This window comes from Cellulophaga baltica 18 (assembly GCF_000468615.2).
Taxonomy (GTDB): Bacteria; Bacteroidota; Bacteroidia; order Flavobacteriales; family Flavobacteriaceae; genus Cellulophaga; species Cellulophaga baltica.
In genome coordinates, this window is sequence record NZ_CP009976.1 from 3,062,794 (window position 1) to 3,083,956 (window position 21,163).

Here is a 21,163-nt window from a genome sequence, read left to right on the forward strand (position 1 = left end):
TAAAGGCTATTCACGATATTTTTTTTAGGAATTTACTGTAGGATATTTACCTATTTGATTCTGTAAATGTTGTTCATTCTTGCTTTCACACCCATTTTTAACAAGCTTCACAACATTTGTTTCCACCATTGATGATATTCTTCTTTTTTTACGTTTGATTTATTGCATTTTAGGACTTGATAGCCAATTGTTTACTGCTGTCAATAACTACTGAAAACAATGCAATTCTAAAACGTATAAGATTGAAGGCCCAAAAATCTATAGTTAGAAAATTTGTTTTTCTATGTTTTGTTTTGATATGTACACAGGTAGTAACAGCGCAAACTACGGGTGCGTGGACTAATGTGGGTTCTGGAGTTTGGGAAGCTACAAGTTCTGATGGCCTGGTTCGAGTTAGAGCAGAACGTACAGGAGGAGCAACAATTACAGGGAATGCAACCATGGGTTGTGATTCTGAAGCTTTTAGTGATCCTACTATTTTAGGGAATCCATCTTTGGCTTTAAATATTGATAATTCTACAGGTACTTTAACTTTTAGCTTTACTGAAATTGCAACAGGTTTATCCGTAGAAATACTAGAACCTATGCTTCATATAGATAAGCTAGGGGCATTGGCGCTTTTAGGAGATTCATCGGCTACTTTTGAGTTATTAAGTGGATCTTGGACAGAATTGAATTCTGATACTAACGCATTTGAATCAACCGCAACTACGGTACAGGCTAATTTAGGATTTTTAATAACAGGTGCCGGCGATGAATGTTCTGCTGTAACTGGTGGAAGTTTACAATTAGATGGCTTGGTTAATTCATTCTCTCTAGAAACAGATATTGATGGGAATATTTTAGCAATCAGTGAGGATAATATAGAAATAGTTTTATCAAACCTAGTCATTAACCCATGCACCTACGGAGCTATTGTTGGTACTCCAACGGCCGAAGATCCTGACGGAGACGGCATTAATAATAGTTGTGATTTAGATGATGATAATGACGGAATATTAGATACAGCAGAAAATAAATGCACGCCAATACCCTCTGGGAATTGGACTATTTCGGGAACTACGGCTTCTTTTAATTACACCACTGGTGTTAAGGCAATTGTTACCACAACAAATTCAACCAGTTTTTTACCTGGGAATTTTACAACTACCGCTACCAGTTTTTGGTCAGAAGCCTTATCCAATAGTACTTCTTTACAAGGAACATATGATTGGAACAGTACTGTTACCATAAGCTTTGTAGATGATTTTGATAACCCAATAGAAGTGAATAAACCCATACTGCACCTAGATCGTATCGGAGGCGTTTCGGGAGGAATACAAAATTCAGCACGAGTAACCCTACTTAATGGAAATACTTGGTCTAAAGTTGCAGGAACCTTTGATTTTGTGACCACCACTACAACAGCAATGGACGGCGGTACAAACTTAGGCTCTTCGGGTTATAGTGCAGAGAGTACTTTAAATGATAATAACGGAACAGCAGCAGGTACGGTGCAATTGAATGAAAAAGTATCTTCTTTTTCTATACAGTTTATTCAGGCAGGTTCTGGCGGCACAGCAGACGAAATAGAACTTATTATAGCCGCGTGCCTAGATGCAGATACAGATGCAGATTTGGTACCCGACTATTTAGACTTAGATAGTGATAATGATGGTATCTATGATGCTGTAGAAGCAGGGCATAAGCAAGCACATTCTCAAGGTAGGCTAGCTGGTGCAACTGGTACAGATGGAGTTCCAAATGCAGCGCAAGCTAGCGGTAGTGAAAACAGCGGGACCGTAAATTACACCTTAGCAGATTCTGAGGCTACACCAGATGGTATTCCAGATTTTATGGAGTTAGATGCCGATGGTGATGTTTGTAATGATACTCAAGAAGCGGGATATACGGATTTAAACGGAGACGGAATTTTAGGAGAATTGCCAACTACCGTAAATGCAAATGGTTTAGTGATAGGTACTACGGTAGTAGATGGCTATACTACCCCATTAAATGCAGATAGTGGTTCTGGAAATACTCAGTTCGATTTTCAACAAGAAGGGCAAGCCATTTTGATTCCTAATGCAGCAGGGCAGCCTAAAGATGTGACAACAAATGGGAGTACAGCGATAAATTTTAGCGTAAGTGCTACAGGAACTTTATTAGCTTATGAATGGCAAGTAGATGATTTGTCTGGAAGTGGTTTTGTAACTATAGATCCAGCAAATACAGCAGATATATACACCAATAGTGATACCGCAACACTGACATTAACAGGAGTAACGATCGCTAATGATGGTTTTAAATACCGAGTGATTATCACCGATGATTCTTTCAAATGTGCACTTCTTAATTCTGATGAAGCAGTTTTAACTTTTGATGATAGACTACCTAGTGCGCCAACAGTAATTATCATAGAAGATGTAAATAACGACGGTGTTTTAAATAGTACAGAGCTTAGTGGAGCTATTGATGTAACTATAGATTTACCCATTGATGCAGAAGAAGGTGATACCTTGACTATTAATGGAAATGCTCAGCTTTTAAGTGCTGCAGACATTGCTACAATGCAAGTACTTACTAGTTTTCCAAGTCCAGGAGAAGGTAATATACTTACAGTAGTAGCCTTTGTGACGGATGATATTGGCAATGTGGGAGTACCCGCAGATGACACCGTAATTATAGATACTACGGCCCCAAATGTACCCTTGGTAACGGCTATTAGTGATGATACAGGAAGTAGTAGTACAGATGGTATTACTTCAGATCAAACCCTAATAATTAGAGGGACATCAGACGCTAATACCATAGTAGATGTTTTTTTAAACGGTACAAAAATAGGAACAACAACAAGTAATAGTTCTGGAATATGGACCTTAGATTATACCAGCACCAGTTTAACTAATGGAGATTATAGTATTACGGCTCAGGCCATAGATAGTGTAGGTAATGCAAGTGTAGTATCTACAGATTACCCAATTACTATAGATACCATACTGCCAAATACACCTGTCATCATTAGCATATCGCAAGATACAGGGATTGCATCAGATCAGATTACCTCAGATAATACCTTAGAAGTTAACGGAGCGTCTCAAGCAGATACGAGGGTAGAGGTTCTTTTAGATGGAGTAAGCATTGGGTTTACCACTTCCAATGGATCAGGAAACTGGACTTTTGATTATACAGGAACCGTATTGCCTGATGCTGCTTATGTGCTTAGCTCAAGAAGCATAGATATTGCAGGGAACTTAAGCTCGCTTTCTAATAATCTACCTATAGTCATTGATACTACAGCTCCAGACCAACCTATCATTACCACCATAACAGATGATACAGGTCTTAGCAATACAGATGCTATTACGACAGATAATACAATAGTCTTTAGTGGTACAGCAGAAGCAAATAGTTCTGTTGAATTATTTTTAGATGGAACGAGCATAGGAACTATAGGAACCTCTACTACGGGAGTATGGAGTTATGATTATACAGGAACTATCTTAGGCGATAATGATTACATTCTTACAGCTGAGGCAACAGATGTTGCAGCAAATACAAGTGCATTATCTTTAGATTTTCCTTTTACCATAGATACAAGTATTCCTGCAGCACCTGCAGTAACTTCAATTTCAGATGATACGGGAGGTAGTAGTACGGATGGTATCACCTCAGATAATACCTTGCTGATTTCAGGTACAGCGGAAGCCAATAGTACTGTTAACGTGTTTATAGACGGAACAGCCATAGGAACTACGATAACTAACAGTTCAGGAGTTTGGAGCTATGATCATACTGGAACAACCCTTGCCGATGGCGATTATATAGCTACAGCACAAGCAACAGATGCTTCGGGTAATGCAAGTGTGCTCTCTTCAGGTTTTTCAATTTCGATAGACACTACGGTGCCAAACTTACCAGTAGTCACAGCCATTAGCGCGGATAATGGAAGCAGTACTACAGATGGCATCACCTCAGATAATACGCTAATAATTACGGGTACAGCAGAAGCTAATAGTAGTGTTGAAGTGTTTATAGATGGTACCGCAATAGGAACTACCACCACAAACGGTTCAGGAGTTTGGAGCTATGATTATACAGGAACAAGCCTTGCTGATGGTAATTATATCATAACAGCACAGGCTACTGATAGTTCAGGGAATGCGAGTACAATAGCCAGTGATTTCCCAATTACCATAGATACCACGCTACCAAATGCACCTGTGGTTACCGCAATTAGCGATGACAACGGAAGTAGCAATACAGATGGCATCACTTCAGACAATACCTTATTAATTTCAGGTACGGCAGAAGCCAATAGTAGTGTGGAAGTATTTATAGATGGAACGGCCATAGGTACTACAACAACAAATAGTAGTGGAGCTTGGAGTTATGACTATTCAGGAACAAGCCTTGCCGATGGTGATTATATCCTTACAGCCCAGGCAACAGACGCTTCGGGCAATATTAGTGTACTCTCTTCCGGTTTTTCAATTTCTATAGATACTACGGTACCAAATTTACCTGTAGTTACCGCAATTAGTGATGATAATGGAAGTAGTACTACAGATGCTATAACTTCAGATAATACCTTAATAATTACGGGTACAGCAGAAGCTAGCAGTACTCTTGAAGTTTTTATAGATGGCACAGCGATAGGAACTACCATGACGAATACTAGCGGAGCTTGGAGCTATGATTATACAGGAACTACGCTTGCCGATGGCGATTATATCATAACAGCACAGGCTACTGATATTTCGGGAAATACAAGCGTATTATCTTTAGATTTTCCGATTTCAATAGATACTACAGTACCAACCACACCCGCAGTAACATCAATTACTGATGATACCGGAAGCAGTACTACAGATGGCATCACCTCAGATAATACTTTGATAATCTCAGGTACGGCAGAAGGGAACAGTACTGTTGAAGTTTTTATAGACGGAACCGCCATAGGAACTACGGCTACTAACGGTACAGGAACATGGACTTATGATTATACTGGAACAACCCTTGCTGATGGTTCTTATATCCTTACCGTACAAGCTACAGATAATGCAAGTAATGTAAGTATAGTTTCGGCAGATTTTCCGATTATGATTGACACTGCTTTGCCAAATGCACCAGTAGTTACCGCAATTAGTGATGATACAGGGACGAGTAATTCAGACGGAATAACCACAGATAATACCCTGTTGATCAACGGAACCGGAGATGCTACTAGTACGATTACGGTTTTTATAGACGGATTTAGTGTAGGGACTACCACTACAAATGCTTTAGGTGTTTGGACCTTAGATTATACCGGGACTGCTATTTCTAACGGCGCCCATATCATAACAGCGCAGACTGCAGATGCTAGTGGCAATGAAAGTGTAGTGTCAGCAGATTTTCCAATTCTAATAGATCGATCAACACCAATTAGACCAAACATAAATTACATTACCACAGATACAGGTAGTAGTGCGGGAGACGGAATTACTTCAGACAATACCTTAGTAATTTTTGGTGCTTCTCAAGGAGATAAAATTATTGAAGTATTTTTAGATGGTACTAGTATTGGTGTCGTTTCAGCGAATAGCGCTGGTCAGTGGAACTTAGATTATACAGGTACAATTCTTTTAGATAATGATTATGTGTTAACAGCACAAGCAGCTACGGTTTCGGGATTAACGAGTCTTATTTCTCCAGATTTTGGAATAACGATAGATACTGTAGCCCCTAATGCCCCTGCGGTAACTACAATTTCAGATGATAATGGAAGTAGTGCTTCAGATGCCATAACGTCTGACAATACTTTAGTATTTTCAGGAACAGCAGAAGCAAATAGTAGTGTTGAAGTATTTTTAGACGGCACAAGTTTAGGAGCAATCGTCACCAACGGTACAGGAGTTTGGAGTTATGATTATACAGGAACTGCACTAGCAGATGGGCCTTATATCATAACAGCTCAAGCAACAGATTTAGCAGGAAATAGTAGCCCTGTTTCATCAGATTTTCCATTTACGATAGATACAAGTGCTCCAACGGCACCCGTAGTTACTGCTATTAGTGATGATACAGGAAGTAACAGTGCAGACGGTATCACCTCAGATAATACTTTACAAATAACCGGGACAGCAGAAGCGAATAATACTGTAGAAGTGTTTATAGATGGTGTTAGTATCGGAACAGTGCTAGCCAACGGATCAGGAGATTGGAATTTTGATTATTCGGGTACTACATTAGCAGATGGCGATTATATAGTAACCGCCCAAACAATTGATTTAGCTGGAAATTCTGGGCCATTATCGGCAACATTCCCAATAACTATAGATGCAACGGCTCCTGCTACAGTTTTATTTATAGCTGATATTACTTCAGATAATACAATAAATGCTACGGAAGCTGGTGGAACTATTAACATTACAGGTAATGTATCTGGAGAATTTAGTACAGGTGATTTAGTAACTTTGGTTATTAATGGCGTCTCTACAAGTGGAGCGATAGATGCTTCAGGAGATTTTGATATTACCGTTTCTGGAAGTAATTTGGCACTCGATGCAGATACCACCGTAGCAGGTAGCGTATCTTCAACAGATCTATCAGGCAATACAGGAACAGCAAGTAATAGTAAGTTGTATAACGTAGATACTACGGTACCAGTACCAGTACTTACCATAGATAATATTACTGCAGACAATATTATAAATAGTGCAGAGGCAGCTGCTCCTATCACCATTACAGGGACAGTCACAGGAGATTTTACAACGGGTGATCTTGTTAGTTTAGTCATCAATGGGGTTACTACTTCAGGACCTGTAGACGCAACAGGTGTTTTTAGTATTTCTGTAGATGAGAATGATCTTCTAAATGATGCTGATACTACGGTTGACGGATCTATATCCACCACTGATAGTGCCGGAAATTCAGGGACTACCGTAGCAGATAAGACGTATAACATAGATGTGATAGCCCCTATAGCTAGCTTAGTTATAGATGATATAACAGCAGATAATATAGTGAATGCTTCAGAAGCTTCTGGAACGATAACCCTTACAGGAACTGTTTCTGGAGAATTTTCGACAGGGGATACCGTAAGTTTAGTAATTAATGGAGTTACCATTACAGGAACCATAGATGTAGCAGGTATATTTTCTATTACAGTATCTGGAAATGATTTAGCCTTAGATACTGATACTACGGTAGCAGGAAGTGTAAGCGCTACAGATGCTGCTGGCAATATAGGCGTAGCAACGGCAAATAAAATATATAGTGTAGATACAGTTTTACCTATTCCAACATTAATTATCAATGATATTACTGCAGATAATATAGTCAATACAACCGAAGCTTCGGGAGCTGTTAGTATTACAGGAGCAGTAACAGGAGATTATTCTGATGGTGATACAGTAAGTCTTCTTATAAACGGAATTACCACTACCGGTACTATAAATTCAGCGGGCGCTTTTACTATTTCGGTATCAGGCTTAGATTTACAGTCAGATTCGGATACAACGGTAGCAGGTATGATTACTACAACAGATACAGCTGGGAACGTTGGGACTGGATCATCAAATAAAATATATTCTGTAGATACTACTGCTCCTGTAAGTACAATCGTTACCACGATAAGTACAGATACGGGAAGTAATACTTCAGACGGTATCACATCAGATAATACCTTACTAATTAGCGGAACTTCAGAAGTAGATAGTAGCGTTGAAGTTTTTATTGATGGAACAAGCATAGGGACTACGACAACAGATGCTTTAGGAAATTGGACCTTTGACTATACTGCCACACCTTTGGCAGATGGAGATTACACCATTACGGCGCAAGCAACAGATACGGCAGGTAATACAGGTGTTTTATCAACAGATTTCGCTATGACCATAGATACTGCACAGCCTATAGTTACCTTGGCGATCAATGATATTACCGCAGATAATGTTGTTAATGCAATGGAAGCTTCAGGACCTATTACAATTACAGGTACTGTAGGTGGAGATTTTAATACTGGAGATACTGTAACGCTTGTAATTAATGGCGTGACAAGCACAGGAACAGTAGATAACTTAGGAAACTTTACGAGCATAGTTGCGGGTTCAGATTTAGCCCTAGATGCAGATACTACGGTTTCAGGAAGCGTATCTAGTGTAGATATAGCAGGTAATCTAGGAACCATCACAGCAGATAAAATTTACACTATAGATACCGACATTCCGGTAGTAACGTTAGTTCTAAATGATATTACTGCAGATAACACTATAAATGCTAATGAGGCCTCAGGGTCAATAACCATTACAGGAACTGTTACAGGCGATTACAATACAGGTGATACTGTTAGTTTAACCATAAACGGAAATACGTATCCTAGTACGCTAAACGCGGCAGGAGAATTTACAACTATAGTGTCGGGTTCAGATTTAGCTTTAGATCCAGATACCACTGTCGCAGGTAGTATAACCAGTTCAGATGCGGCTGGTAATGAAGGAACAGCCCTACATGATAAAGTATATAGTATCGCTACAAGTTTGCCTAATCCTGTACTTACCATCAATGATATTACCGCAGATAACCTTGTGAATGCTAGTGAAGCTGCGGGCAATATAACAATTACTGGAACGGTTTCTGGCGATTTTAATTCTGGCGATACAGTTAGCTTAGCGGTTAACGGAATAACAACCACAGGAACTATAAATAGTTCAGGTATATTCAGCATTGTTGTGGTAGGAACAGATCTTTCAAATGATGCAGATACTACAGTAAACGGAAGTGTAAGTACAACAGATACTGCTGGAAATACGGGAATGGCAACTACCACCAAAAGCTATACCGTAGATGTTATTTTGCCGGTGGCTACAATAATCATAGATGATATTACCGCAGATAATGTGGTAAATACGTTGGAAGCAGCGGGCAACGTAACGATTACCGGAACTGTTTCTGGAGATTTTACTTCTGGTGATACAGTTAGCTTAGAAGTTAACGGAATAACAAGTACAGGGCCTATAAATAGTTCAGGAATATTCAGCATTGTTGTAGAGGGAACAGATCTTTCCAATGATAGTGATACTACGGTAGTCGCTACTTTTTCTACGACAGACCTTGCCGGGAATACAGATAGTTTTTCCGCTACTAAAGTATATGATGTTCAGGTAGGAACGATAACTCCGCCCTCTATTACAGGAATAAGTACGGATACAAATATTCCTACGGACGGTATTACCTCTGATAATACTTTAGATATTATAGGAACAGCAATACCTAATGCGCAAGTAGAATTATTTTTAGATGGAGTAGGTATCGGAACAGCAACTACGACTGCCTCTGGAGATTGGATTTTTGATTATAAAACGACCACACTTTTAGATGGTAGTTATACTGTTACGGCAATAACTTCTGATGCTTTTGGAAACTTTAGTAATCCATCTTTAGATTTTACTGTAGTGATTGATACACAAGCACCCATGCTTAATGAAGACATTACGGATGATCTTACTCCTATAATTACAGGACAAGGTTCTCCGAATGAAACTATTAGCGTAGCAATAGATATAGATGAAGATGGTGTTCCTGAAGTAACCTATACGGTTACTACAGATAGTTTAGGGAACTGGTCTTTAGATACAGAAACTGCGACACCAACAAGCGGACTGTTACCTGCTCTTAACTATCCAACAGTTCTGACTATAACCGTGACGGATAATGCAGGAAACTTCACCATAGGAAATTCGATTATTACGGACGATTTTGATGATGACGGATTAACCAATACCGAAGAAGCAAATTTGGGCACGGACCCTAACAATCCGGATACAGACGGCGATGGAGTTGAAGATGGTGAAGAGGTTATAGATGATACCAATCCATTAGATGATTGTGATTCATTAAACGGTACACCGCTACCAACGACTGATTGTGATTCTGACGGATTGACCAATGCGGAAGAAGAGAATTTAGGGACGGATCCTTTTGATCCTGATAGTGATAGCGATGGTATTACAGATGGTCAAGAAGTACTAGACACCACTGATCCTTTAGATGCGTGTGATTCTGTTGGTGGTACTCCTCCTATAGATGTGGCATGTGATATTAGCATTGCTAGTGATTTAATTACACCCGACTCCAACGACGGTGTTTTCCGAATCATTAATATAGAAGCATTCCCAGAAAATACGGTTGAGGTATTTAACCGTTGGGGAAATAAAGTATATGGGACAAGTGCTTACAACAATAGTTCAAATTCATTTTCTGGCTTGTCTAACGGGCAAGCTGTAATTAAAGCCAACGATTATTTACCAGCTGGTACTTATTTCTATGTAATAAAATACATAAAAAGAGGAGAGGCTAAACAGAAATCGGGCTACTTATATATAAATAGATAATACAACGAACGTCATGAAACTTCGTAACTACATAAAGATAACAATGCTCATAGTGCTTATGGTGCTTCCTTTTTTTGGAAGTCTTAAAGCACAACAAGATGCTCAGTACACGCAATACATGTACAATACTTTAGCGGTAAACCCTGCTTATGCGGGTTCTCGTGGGGCATTGAGTATAGCTGCACTGCATAGATCGCAATGGGTAGGTCTAGATGGTGCTCCTACCACACAAACCTTTAATATTCATAGCCCAATTTCTACTAAAGTAGGAGCGGGGCTATCTATTATAAATGATGAAATTGGAAATGGAACCAATCAAGACACGTATTTTGATGCTACTTTTTCATATACAATACTAACCTCAGAAACCAATAAGCTTAGCTTCGGTTTAAAAGCAGGAGGGCATTTTTTAAACATCGATTTTAACAAATTAAGAAACTATAATCCCTCTACAGCTCCTGCGGGAGTGGAGTCTATTGATAAAAAGTTTTCTCCTAATTTCGGCGCAGGAGTGTATTTTCATAATGATCGTTTCTATGCGGGACTCTCTATCCCTAACTTTTTAGAAACAGAGCATTTTGATACTGCTTCTGGTGCTTCCTCTACCGTAGGTACAGAGCGTATGAATTGGTATCTAATTTCTGGTTATGTATTTGATTTGAGTTACAATCTAAAATTAAAGCCTGCCGTACTTTTAAAAGCAATAAATGGTGCTCCGCTACAGACCGATATTTCTGCTACGTTTCTCTATAATGATAAATTTTCTATAGGAGCAGGATACCGCCTAAATGCGGCGTTAAGTGCGCTAGTAGGTTTTCAGATTTCAGAACGATTAATGGCAGGATTGGCGTATGATAAAGAAACTACAGCTTTAGGAGATACGCGATTTAACGATGGTTCTTTTGAGGTGTTTCTCCGATATGAATTCACGGCTAAGAATAGAAATGCACTAACCCCAAGATTCTTCTAACTATGAAAAAGTATATCTGCAGTTATCTTTTTTGCTTTTTTGGAATACTAACTTTTGGTTATGCACAGCAGTCAAAGTTAAAGAAAGCAGAAGAAAATTTTAACAACCATTCCTATGCGCTTGCAATTACGACTTATGAGGCATTAGTGGCTAAAGGGTATGAATCTGATGTGATTTATAAGAATCTAGGAGACGCTAACTTTAATAATGGCGACTATAGTAAAGCGGCAGAATGGTATGGAAAACTTTTTGCTTTAAAAACAGATGCTATTGGATCCGAGTATTATTTTAGGTATGCACAGTCTTTAAAATCTACTGAAGATTATAAGAAATCTGATGTGTACATGAAGAAATTTCAGAAAATAAAAGGTACAGATTCTAGAGCACAGAAGTTTGAAGCCAATACGGAATATTTAGAACTAATAAAGGCTAAAACAAAACGATTTACCCTAAAAAAAGTAAGTGTAAATTCAAAGAATTCAGAATTTGCACCTTCCTTATACCAAGGAAATTTGGTTTTTGCGAGTGCCAGAGATACGGGTTTGTTGGTGAATAATATTCATAAATGGACTAATAAAGCGTATTTAAACTTATACCAAGCAGATTCTACAAGTGAGGACGGAGTTTTTAGAACACCAGAAGTTTTTTCCAAGCAGTTAAATTCTAAAACACACGAGTCATCTACAGCATTTACTAAAGATGGTACTACTGTTTATTTTACGAGGAATAACAGTAAAGATGGTAATTTTGTGGAGGACGAAGCGGGCTTGAGTCGCTTAAAAATATACAGGGCTAGTTTAGAAAATGGAGTTTGGGGAAATGTTATAGAATTACCTTTTAATACCAATGAATATTCTACCGCGCATCCTAGTTTAAGTGCAGATGAGAAAACCTTATACTTTGCATCAGACATGCCACCAAGTTTAGGAGCTTCAGATATTTTTAAAGTTGCCATTCATGAAGACGGCACTTTTGGTACTCCTGAAAATTTAGGGAATACCATCAATACAGAGGCGCGAGAAACGTTTCCGTTCATTGCAGAAAGCGGAGATCTATATTTCTCTTCAGATGGTCACCCAGGATTAGGTGGTTTAGATGTCTATACGGTATCTGCTAAAACAGGCGCTATTTCTAATGTAGGTGAGCCTATAAACAGTAAAGAAGATGATTTCTCTATCATTTTGGATGAAGAGAAATTAAAAGGCTTTTTTGCTTCAAATAGAACAGGAGGAATGGGTGATGACGATATTTATGCCTTCACTTTTGAAAAAATAGATGAAGAACCAGAGACCTTCGTTTCACAAATAAATGGTTCTATCATTGATAAGCTTACCGGAGAACTGATACCGTTAGGAAAGGTTTCGGTGTATGATTATGCCAACAATAATCTGTTTGAGATTAATGCTGACGATCAAGGTAAATTTTCTTCTCCAATAGAATTTCCTAGTAAAAAATATCGTTTTGTTGCTGAGGTAGATGGGTATAATGATGAGACGGTATATTTAATAACACCGTTAGGTGCGGTAGATGAAACCTTAGAGGATTTAAACTTTATCATCGCCATGGAAAAAGGAGACAAATCTTCTGTAATTGGTGCTGACTTAGTAGAAATTTTAAAACTCAAAACTATATTTTTCAATACCAATAGTTCCTATTTAAATCCGGATGCTTTTCCAGAGTTAGATAAAGTGGTTGCATATATGAAAGAATTTCCAAACGCTCGTGTTGAGGTTGGTTCGCATTCCGATAGTAGAGATAGTGATCGTTACAATTTATGGCTATCAGACCGCAGAGCTAAATCTACAGTCTCCTATATTGTTTCTATGGGAATATCAGAAAACCGAATTACGGGAACGGGCTACGGGGAAACGTTATTAGTAAACAAGTGTGTTAATGATGCGCCATGCTCCGAAGCAGAACATGCCTTGAACCGTAGGTCTGAATTTATTGTTTTTCAGAACTAAACGAACTTGTGTTTCTGTGGGCTTTCGTCTATAATTGTTTTTTGTATTGTTTAGGGGTAACTCCTACTTTCTTTTTAAATGCAGCCGTAAAATGGGTAGAATTTTTGTACCCAACTTCTTCTGCAATTTGGTATACCATTTTTTCAGAATTTTCTAATAGAAGCTTGGCGTGTTGCATTTTTTCTGAAATCGTAAAATCATGGATAGAACATCCAAAAACTCTAATGAATTCTTTGTTTAAAGCAGGTCCGGTTATACCCATATCTTCTCCTAGTTCCGTTAAGGTTATATTTTTATGAATAGTTGCTTTAATACGTTGTTTTACTTCATATAAGGTGTTTAAAATCTTATTTTGATCTGTTTTTAAAGGGCGGTCTTCATTCTTTTTATACAACTCTATTTGTAAGGCAATAAGCTCAAACACTTTTGCTCTTAAATACAATCTGTTTGCTTTTTCTAGAGGGTTTTTTTGTTCTAGACTCAAAAGAATATTCAGAAGTTCTTCTGTGATAGGGAGAATTAATTTTTCATCGGTCAGATTCTTAAAATCAAAATCATTAATTAACCCGTGATTAATTAAAAAAGCTTTAGGTAAAACCACTTTTAGTTCTTTAAAAGGTTTTTCGGCTAAAATTCTGCTATAGCCATTAAAATGGTCAATGTTGGCCATGTAAGATTCTCTATTTTCATAAAAAACTTGCTGGGTATCATTGAGGTATATAATTTTCTCACCTGTGATAAGAAAACAAATTTGTAAGATCTCGTGATGTATGATGGGTTTGTAGACGAGGTCTTTACAGAGTTGATACCTACTTATGGTAATCTCAATATCTTCAGAATTATAATTAGTTATCGTACCATTTCCATATTTAGGTAAGAGATGGTATTGGTTTACCGCAACGGCATCGCTTGTAAACGAATTAGTGTTTACGGCTATTTCTTCTAGAATGCATTTTGGAAAAGACCTCAAATCACATAATTCTTCGGTATTAAAATCGCGTCTTTTTTTTATCATAACTAGTCGTTTGAAATTGCAGTCCCTTTTTTAAGTTTGCAGCCACAAACTTATTTAGACTAATTAAAAATAACAAGAAATAATGCTTAAAAATTTATTTGTGTTTGTTGCAATTTTCGGAATAGTATCTTTTTCCAGCGCGCAGACGAGTACCATAAAGGGTAATGTAGTAAATGCACAAAATAATCCTATTGCAGATGCAACGGTTCTTTTGAAAAATACCGCTCACGGGGTAATGACAAATGATCAAGGTCAGTTTATCATAAAAACAGTTCCTACTGGGGAATATATTTTAGAAGTTTCTTCAATTGGATATTCAACGGTAATCAAAACTATCAATGTTATGGCCAACAAAACCACAACAGTTGGTTCCGTAACGCTAGTAGAACATGAGGAGGCTTTGAAAGAAGTTATTGTCAATGGGAGACAAAATAAATATAGTATAAAAACTCCTTCTACATCTTTACGTCTTCAAACAGAAATTGTAAATCTACCGCAAAACATACAGGTGGTAAGTAGTGATTTGCTTAAAGATCAGCAAGTAACCAATATCATGGATGGTCTTATACGTAACGTTAGTGGTGTTACAATGTTAGAGCATTGGGGGAATTTTGCCCGAGTGAATATGCGCGGATTTCGATTACCAGCTTTTAGAAACGGAGTGAATATTCAAGATACTTGGGGCCCTTTGTCTGAAGATATGAGTAGTGTAGAGCGTATAGAATTTGTGAAAGGGCCAGCAGGATTTATGATGTCTGCAGGAGAACCAGGCGGATTTTATAATGTAGTAACTAAAATGCCTACCATAAATCGCGTTGCAGAAGTTTCTGTTGCAGCAGGTAGTTTTGATAGTTATAGAGCTACGGCAGATTTTGGAGGGAAACTTACAGAAAACGGGAAGTTGCTTTACCGATTAAATGGAATGTACCAAACAGCAGATTCTCATAGAGGAGGAGAAGACGCAGAACGTTTCGGAATCTCCCCGTCTATAACCTACAATGTTTCAGATAAAACATCCTTAACAACTCAGTTAAGTATACAAGACGCAGAAAGTTATTTAGGTTCTGCTTATGTTTTTGCTCCTGTAGATGGTGGTTATGGTAGTTTAGATCGTGATTTTAAGTTTACAGATTCAAATTATCCCGCAACCGATATTCAAGAAACCTCTTTATTTACAAATTTTAACCACGACTTCTCTAAGAACTGGAGTATAGCATCACAATTTGCTTATATGCGCTATGATCAGGTAGGGAATTCTATATGGCTCTGGAGTTTAGATTCCGATACTGGAGACGCTGCTCGTTACATGAGTATTTGGGATGCTTTATCTGTTGGGAAATATTTTCAAACCTATGTAAACGGAAAATTTGATACCGGTAATGTGAGTCATAAAATTTTAGGAGGATATGATTTTAGTCAGAAAGAATATTGGGCAGATTTTAGCCAGTTCGCTGTTATTGATATAGACGAGCCCTTTAATATTTATAATCCGAGGTATGGCAATTCTGTCTTACCAAATTTTGATAGATCAGTAGATTTAAAATTTAGAGATGGTGTTTACAATTATGGTACTACCGTTAGCGCATTCTACTTTCAGGATGAAATAGGATTGTTCCAGGATAAGCTTAGACTTACATTGGCAGGGAGATATACTAATTTAAAGACAATTGGTAAAGACGAGAGCGATGAAAAATTTACCCCTAGAGTAGGATTGAGTGTAGATGTATTACCAACATTAAAAGCCTATGCTTTATATGATCAATCTTTTCAAGGACAAACGGGAATTAGCGCCGCAGGAGATTATTTTGATCCTGAAGAGGCTAATGATATTGAAGCAGGTATAAAGAAAACCTTCTTTGATGGGCGTTTAAAAACATCTTTAGGAGTATATCAAATTACGAAAGAGAATGTATTGGTAACGGATCCTGATAATGTGAATTTTTCTATTCAGTTAGGGGAGATACAATCAAAGGGTGTTGAGTTTGATTTGCAAGGGGAAATTACGCCAGAATTGAATATCATTTTAAATTATGCCAATACCAATGTTGAAATCACAGAAGATACAGATCCAGATAATGTGGGAACAAGAGTAGCAGGGCATGCAAAACATATGACCAACGGGTGGTTAAATTATAGTTTTCCAGAATTTTCAAAATTAAAAGGTTTTGGAGCATCACTAGGATACCAGTATCAAATAGACCGCTCTACTTGGGCTTGGGGTGCAGATAACCAAAGTGATTTACCTGATTACTTCAGACTAGATGGTGGACTTTCATGGCAAAATAGCAAGCTAAGAATACAAGCAAATGTGAATAACATCTTGAATGAATATTTGTATTCAGGCTCTAACTATGGAACCTATTTATACTGGCAATCAGAACCAGGAATTAACGGAAGACTTACAGTAACCTATTCATTTTAAATGCAACCAATTATGAAAAAATCAATTTTAACTTTTGCAATACTACTTTTTGTTACCGCACAAAGTTTCGCCCATTATTTGTGGATCGAAGCAAATCCGCAAGGTGAAAAAGGGAAAAAACAAGAAGTAAGAGTCTACTTCGGAGAATATACCTACGGTGTGGTAGAAAAAGTAAATGGAGAAGCTTTCCCTAGCGTAAAAGATTTTACAATTTGGGTGGTAGACGGTCAAGGAATAAAAAAAGAATTGTCTGTACGCGCTAAAGAAGACTATTATGTAGGCTATTTTACACCAAAGCAAGAGGGAGTGTATACTGTAGTTTTAAATAATGATGCTATTAATGTAATTGATTATACCGAGTATGATTTCGGAATTTTTAAAACACATTACAATTCTATCGCAAAAATAGCCATAGGAAAAGCGAAAGGAGAAACAGCAATCTTAAATGACTCAGGAATAACAGTTAAAGATGTTTCAGAGAATAAAGAAGAAGTAAAATTACAAGTCTTATTCAAAAATGAGCCTTTAGCAAAAAATGAATTTAAAGTATATGTGGCCGATTTGTGGACTAAAACTTTAGAAACCGATGAAAATGGATATGTACAATTTAAAAAACCATGGGATACCAAATACATCATCGAAACCACTTTTGAAGAACGCGTGCCAGGTACCTATAAAGGAGATGCCTATGAGTTTATTTGGCATTGTGCAACATATTGTATTCAATAGCATTATTTGAGTGAGTTAGTTTATTTTTTTCTCAAACAACTCTGGATGAGCTCATGCGTCCAGGGTTGTTTTAATGGTTTAATTTATGATTTCAATTGCAATATTCCTTGTTTTCATTTCTTTCTATATGTTTTATAATACTTCAAATAGAGCCGTAAAACATGTTGGTTTCGGTTTTGAAAACTGGATAGAAACTCACCGTAGTTTCGGTAAAATAATTGCTAGTATTTTAATAACTACTTCTATTTGTATACATAGTTATCTATTTGGCTTGGGCAGTGGACTTCTTGTTTTTCTAATTACATTAATGCTCCTTGCTAGCTTTATAGTTTTATTAGCCCCTTTACATTTAATCACGTACAAAATTACACTTCTAATTTTCATTCCGTGTTTTTGTTTTGAAACCTTTCTATTATAAGTACTATGCCTGCAAATAAAAAATACTTATCCTCTAATTGGCAACGTTTTGCTAAGATTACAGCCGGAATAGTCGGAGGGTACTTCGTGACCATTTCTTCTCATATAGCACTTGCCTACCTTGTAGACCATACCGCAATACTCATTACGGCCACTTTTACGGGGTTCATACTCTGGGTGGTGCTTATGATTGTTGCTTTTTTAGCTAAAAATGGTTGGAGAATATGGGCAATTTATCTCTTCATCACCTTAGTATTTTCCTTTTTAATTTACATAGGTAAACTTTATAATCCAATTATATCCTAATGAAAAACCGCACCTATAATATTCTTTTTCATACACATACTGTTAGCGGTATTGTTATTAGTGTTGCTCTTTATGTGATTTTTTTTGCAGGTTCTTTTTCTTTTTTTAGAGATGAAATAGTGAACTGGGAACGAAATGATATCGTGGAGACTACAGATCATATGCAATTTAATGTTGATGCTGTTTTAGATACGATTGCTAAAACACACTATTTGTATGGTAGAGACATTGAGTTAAAAAAATATTACAGGGAACAACAGGTAGCTGTGTCTATTGCTGCATCAAAAGATTCATTAGCACCAGAGGAGGCAAAAGCGCCGCAGTTCTTTTATATAAATACTGAAAATTTCGAAGAGCATTCTTATTTAGATGCGTATTCTCTTGGAGAGTTTTTATATCGATTACATTTTTTTGCACAAATACCCCATCCCATTGGATATTATTTATCAGGATTTGTGGCCTTATTTTTTCTGTTTGCCATTATCACAGGAGTGCTAGTGCATTGGAAAAAAATCATCGCTAATTTTTATGTTTTTAGACCTTTAGAAAAACTAAAAACCATGTGGACAGATGCGCATACTACTTTGGGAATGTTAGGACTCCCATTTCAATTTGTCTATGCGGTTACAGGGGCTTTTTTCATGATTAAACTACTATTAGTAGCCCCTAATGTTTTAATAATGTATGATGGTGATCAAGCAAAGTTCTATGAAGATCTAGGCTATGTACACCCTAGTTTTGAACCAGCGCACAAAAAATTACAGTCCGATGTTTCTGTAGTTGCTTATATGAAAGAAACCCAAAATAAATGGAGCGATTTTGAAATTTTTGAAAGCCATATTTTTAATTATGGAGATGACAATATGCATGTGCTACTCAGTGGGCATTTGCCGTATGCAGATAGCTTTAATGGAGTTGGAGAAGTAATTTATAAGGCCAAGACGGGGAAAATAGTTTCAGAGAAGAACCCAATTTCGGAGCAAAGTTATGTAGAAGCCGTTAAAAATATTTTGTATAGAATTCATTATGGCGATTACGGAGGTTTAGTATTAAAACTATTGAGTTTGTTGTTGGGTTTTGTAACGTGCTTTGTCATCATTTCTGGAGTAATGATCTGGTTGGTGGCACGTGATAAAAAAAATATACCTGAAAAAAAGAGACGTTTTAATGAGCGGGTCGTTCAAATATACCTGGCAATTTGTTTAAGTATGTTTCCAATTACAGCCCTGAGTTTTATAGCGGTTAAGGTATTGGCTCCTACGAGTCAGTCTTTTGTCTATACATTTTACTTTGTGGGATGGTTGCTATTAACACTGCTGTTTATATATAAAAAAGACAACGCGTTTACTAATAAAATTTCATTGTTATTAGGAAGCTTTTTTGGCTTGTTGGTTCCAGTTTGTAATGGAGTAGTTACAGGAAATTGGTTGTTTATGAGTATTAAAAATGGAGATTCTTCCTCTTATGCTGTAGATTTAATGTGGCTCTTAATTGCTGTTTTCGGGTTTTTAGTTGTGTATAAAATAGATAAGAATCCAGAAAAAGAAAAAAGTAACTAATTAGAGTTTTTAAACTCTTACTAAATAGCGTAATTTTAGAGAAATTTACGCTTTATGATACTTCATAATTTTGAAACTAAAAATTCAATTTTAAATAAATTTATTGCTGAACTGCGCGATGTAACCATACAAAAAGACAGTATGCGTTTTCGTAAAAACATTGAACGCGTAGGAGAGGTGCTTAGTTATGAATTAAGTAAAACATTAAACTATACTCCCCAAACAACTGTAACGCCCTTAGGAGAAAAAGTAATACCCTTGGCAGCTTCAGATATTGTTATTTGTTCTATTCTCAGAGCTGGTTTACCTTTTCATCAAGGAATTTTAAACTATTTTGATGATGCTGAAAATGGCTTCATCTCGGCGTATAGACATCATGAAGGAAATTCTGATGATTTTGAAGTTATTGTAAATTATTTTGCTGCGCCAGATTTAGAAGGTAAAACATTATTGCTTGTAGATCCAATGTTAGCTACCGGAAGAACATTAGAAAATGTTTTAAAAGGCTTAGTAGGATATGGTACTCCTAAAGAAATTCATATTGTTTCGGTGATCGGATCAGAGGAAGGTATCTCGTATGTAAATTCCGTCTTTCCTGAAAGTACGCAACTATGGATTGCAGCGGTAGATGAAAAACTAAATTCTAAGGGATATATTATTCCTGGTTTAGGTGATGCAGGAGATTTAGCGTACGGTACAAAACGTTAGGCTTTTTTCCAAGCTTCAAATTCCGCCCGAATGGTTTCATTCGTAAGCGGATATAATCCAATTATTTGTTGGCCTGCTTGAACTTTTACTAAAACGAAATTTTCAAATAGTGTCATTTGAATAGCTTCTTCGGCCACAGCATCCACTATAGCTTCGGGAATTACCATGACGCCATCATCATCTCCTAATAGAATATCACCAGGAAAAACAGCTACATCTCCACAGCCAATAGGATCATTAATGGCAATCGCTTGATGTAAGGTTAAATTAGTAGGCGCAGAGGGCGTACGGTGGTAAGATGGCATTGCTAAAGCGGCAATTTCAGCAGAATCACGAAATCCACCATCGGTAACAATACCTGCCACCCCACGAACCATTAAGCGTGTCGCTAAAATAGAACCTGCAGAGGCCGCACGCGCATCTTTACGGCTATCAATAACCAAGATACTTCCCGGAGGACATTCTTCTACAGCAACACGTTGTGGATGCTTTGGGTCTTGAAATATGGTAATCGGATTTAAGTCTTCTCTAGCAGGAATGTAGCGCAAAGTATAGGCTGCTCCAACCATATTGGGTTTGCCTTTCTGTAAAGGAACCACGCCCTGAATGTATTGATTTTTTAACCCTCTTTTAAATAATATTGTGGCCACAGTTGCAGTGCTTACAGTGATTAATTTTTCTCTTGTTTCGTCAGATAGTTTTGCCATAATAAAAGTTT

At 37.3% G+C, this 21,163-nt stretch carries 10 protein-coding genes; 8 read left to right on the forward strand and 2 right to left on the reverse strand.

What is annotated here, in order from left to right; translation table 11 throughout:
- Positions 1-293: 293 nt before the first annotated feature.
- Genes M666_RS13025 through M666_RS13035 form a run of 3 tightly spaced genes read left to right on the forward strand, consistent with a single transcriptional unit; the run spans position 294 to position 13,289 of the window.
- The gene (locus tag M666_RS13025) at positions 294-10,355 is read left to right on the forward strand and encodes an Ig-like domain repeat protein (protein WP_029446212.1); all 10,062 of its coding nucleotides are present in this window, start codon (positions 294-296) and stop codon (positions 10,353-10,355) included.
- A 13-nt stretch (positions 10,356-10,368) separates the two neighbouring features.
- Positions 10,369-11,325, forward strand: coding sequence for a PorP/SprF family type IX secretion system membrane protein (locus tag M666_RS13030; RefSeq protein WP_449384789.1), 957 nt, complete (start codon positions 10,369-10,371; stop codon positions 11,323-11,325).
- A 2-nt stretch (positions 11,326-11,327) separates the two neighbouring features.
- Entirely contained in the window at positions 11,328-13,289 is a 1,962-nt protein-coding gene (locus tag M666_RS13035; RefSeq protein ID WP_029446214.1) for an OmpA family protein, read from the forward strand.
- A gap of 28 nt (positions 13,290-13,317) precedes the next feature.
- On the opposite strand, the gene M666_RS13040 is transcribed toward M666_RS13035, so the two are convergent.
- Positions 13,318-14,304, reverse strand: a complete 987-nt coding sequence (locus tag M666_RS13040) for a helix-turn-helix transcriptional regulator (RefSeq protein ID WP_029446215.1) — start codon at positions 14,302-14,304, stop codon at positions 13,318-13,320.
- A gap of 82 nt (positions 14,305-14,386) precedes the next feature.
- Here M666_RS13040 and M666_RS13045 point away from each other — a divergent pair, with 82 nt between their 5' ends.
- The 5 genes from M666_RS13045 to upp all read left to right on the forward strand — a co-directional run bounded on the left by M666_RS13045 (position 14,387) and on the right by upp (position 20,445).
- Positions 14,387-16,726, forward strand: coding sequence for a TonB-dependent receptor (locus M666_RS13045; protein WP_029446216.1), 2,340 nt, complete (start codon positions 14,387-14,389; stop codon positions 16,724-16,726).
- 12 nt (positions 16,727-16,738) lie between these two features.
- Positions 16,739-17,455, forward strand: a complete 717-nt coding sequence (locus M666_RS13050; protein ID WP_029446217.1) for a DUF4198 domain-containing protein — start codon at positions 16,739-16,741, stop codon at positions 17,453-17,455.
- A 423-nt stretch (positions 17,456-17,878) separates the two neighbouring features.
- Positions 17,879-18,178, forward strand: coding sequence for a hypothetical protein (locus M666_RS13060; protein WP_029446219.1), 300 nt, complete (start codon positions 17,879-17,881; stop codon positions 18,176-18,178).
- The gene (locus M666_RS13065; RefSeq protein ID WP_029446220.1) at positions 18,178-19,737 is read left to right on the forward strand and encodes a PepSY-associated TM helix domain-containing protein; all 1,560 of its coding nucleotides are present in this window, start codon (positions 18,178-18,180) and stop codon (positions 19,735-19,737) included. Before M666_RS13060 ends, M666_RS13065 begins: the two co-directional genes overlap by 1 nt.
- Before the next feature lie 54 nt (positions 19,738-19,791).
- Positions 19,792-20,445, forward strand: coding sequence for a uracil phosphoribosyltransferase (gene upp / locus M666_RS13070; protein WP_029446221.1), 654 nt, complete (start codon positions 19,792-19,794; stop codon positions 20,443-20,445).
- On the opposite strand, the gene M666_RS13075 is transcribed toward upp, so the two are convergent.
- Positions 20,442-21,152 carry a ribonuclease activity regulator RraA gene (locus tag M666_RS13075; protein ID WP_029446222.1) on the reverse strand — a complete coding sequence of 237 codons (711 nt, stop codon included), beginning with the start codon at positions 21,150-21,152 and terminating at the stop codon, positions 20,442-20,444. The genes upp and M666_RS13075 overlap by 4 nt on opposite strands.
- Positions 21,153-21,163 lie beyond the last annotated feature (11 nt).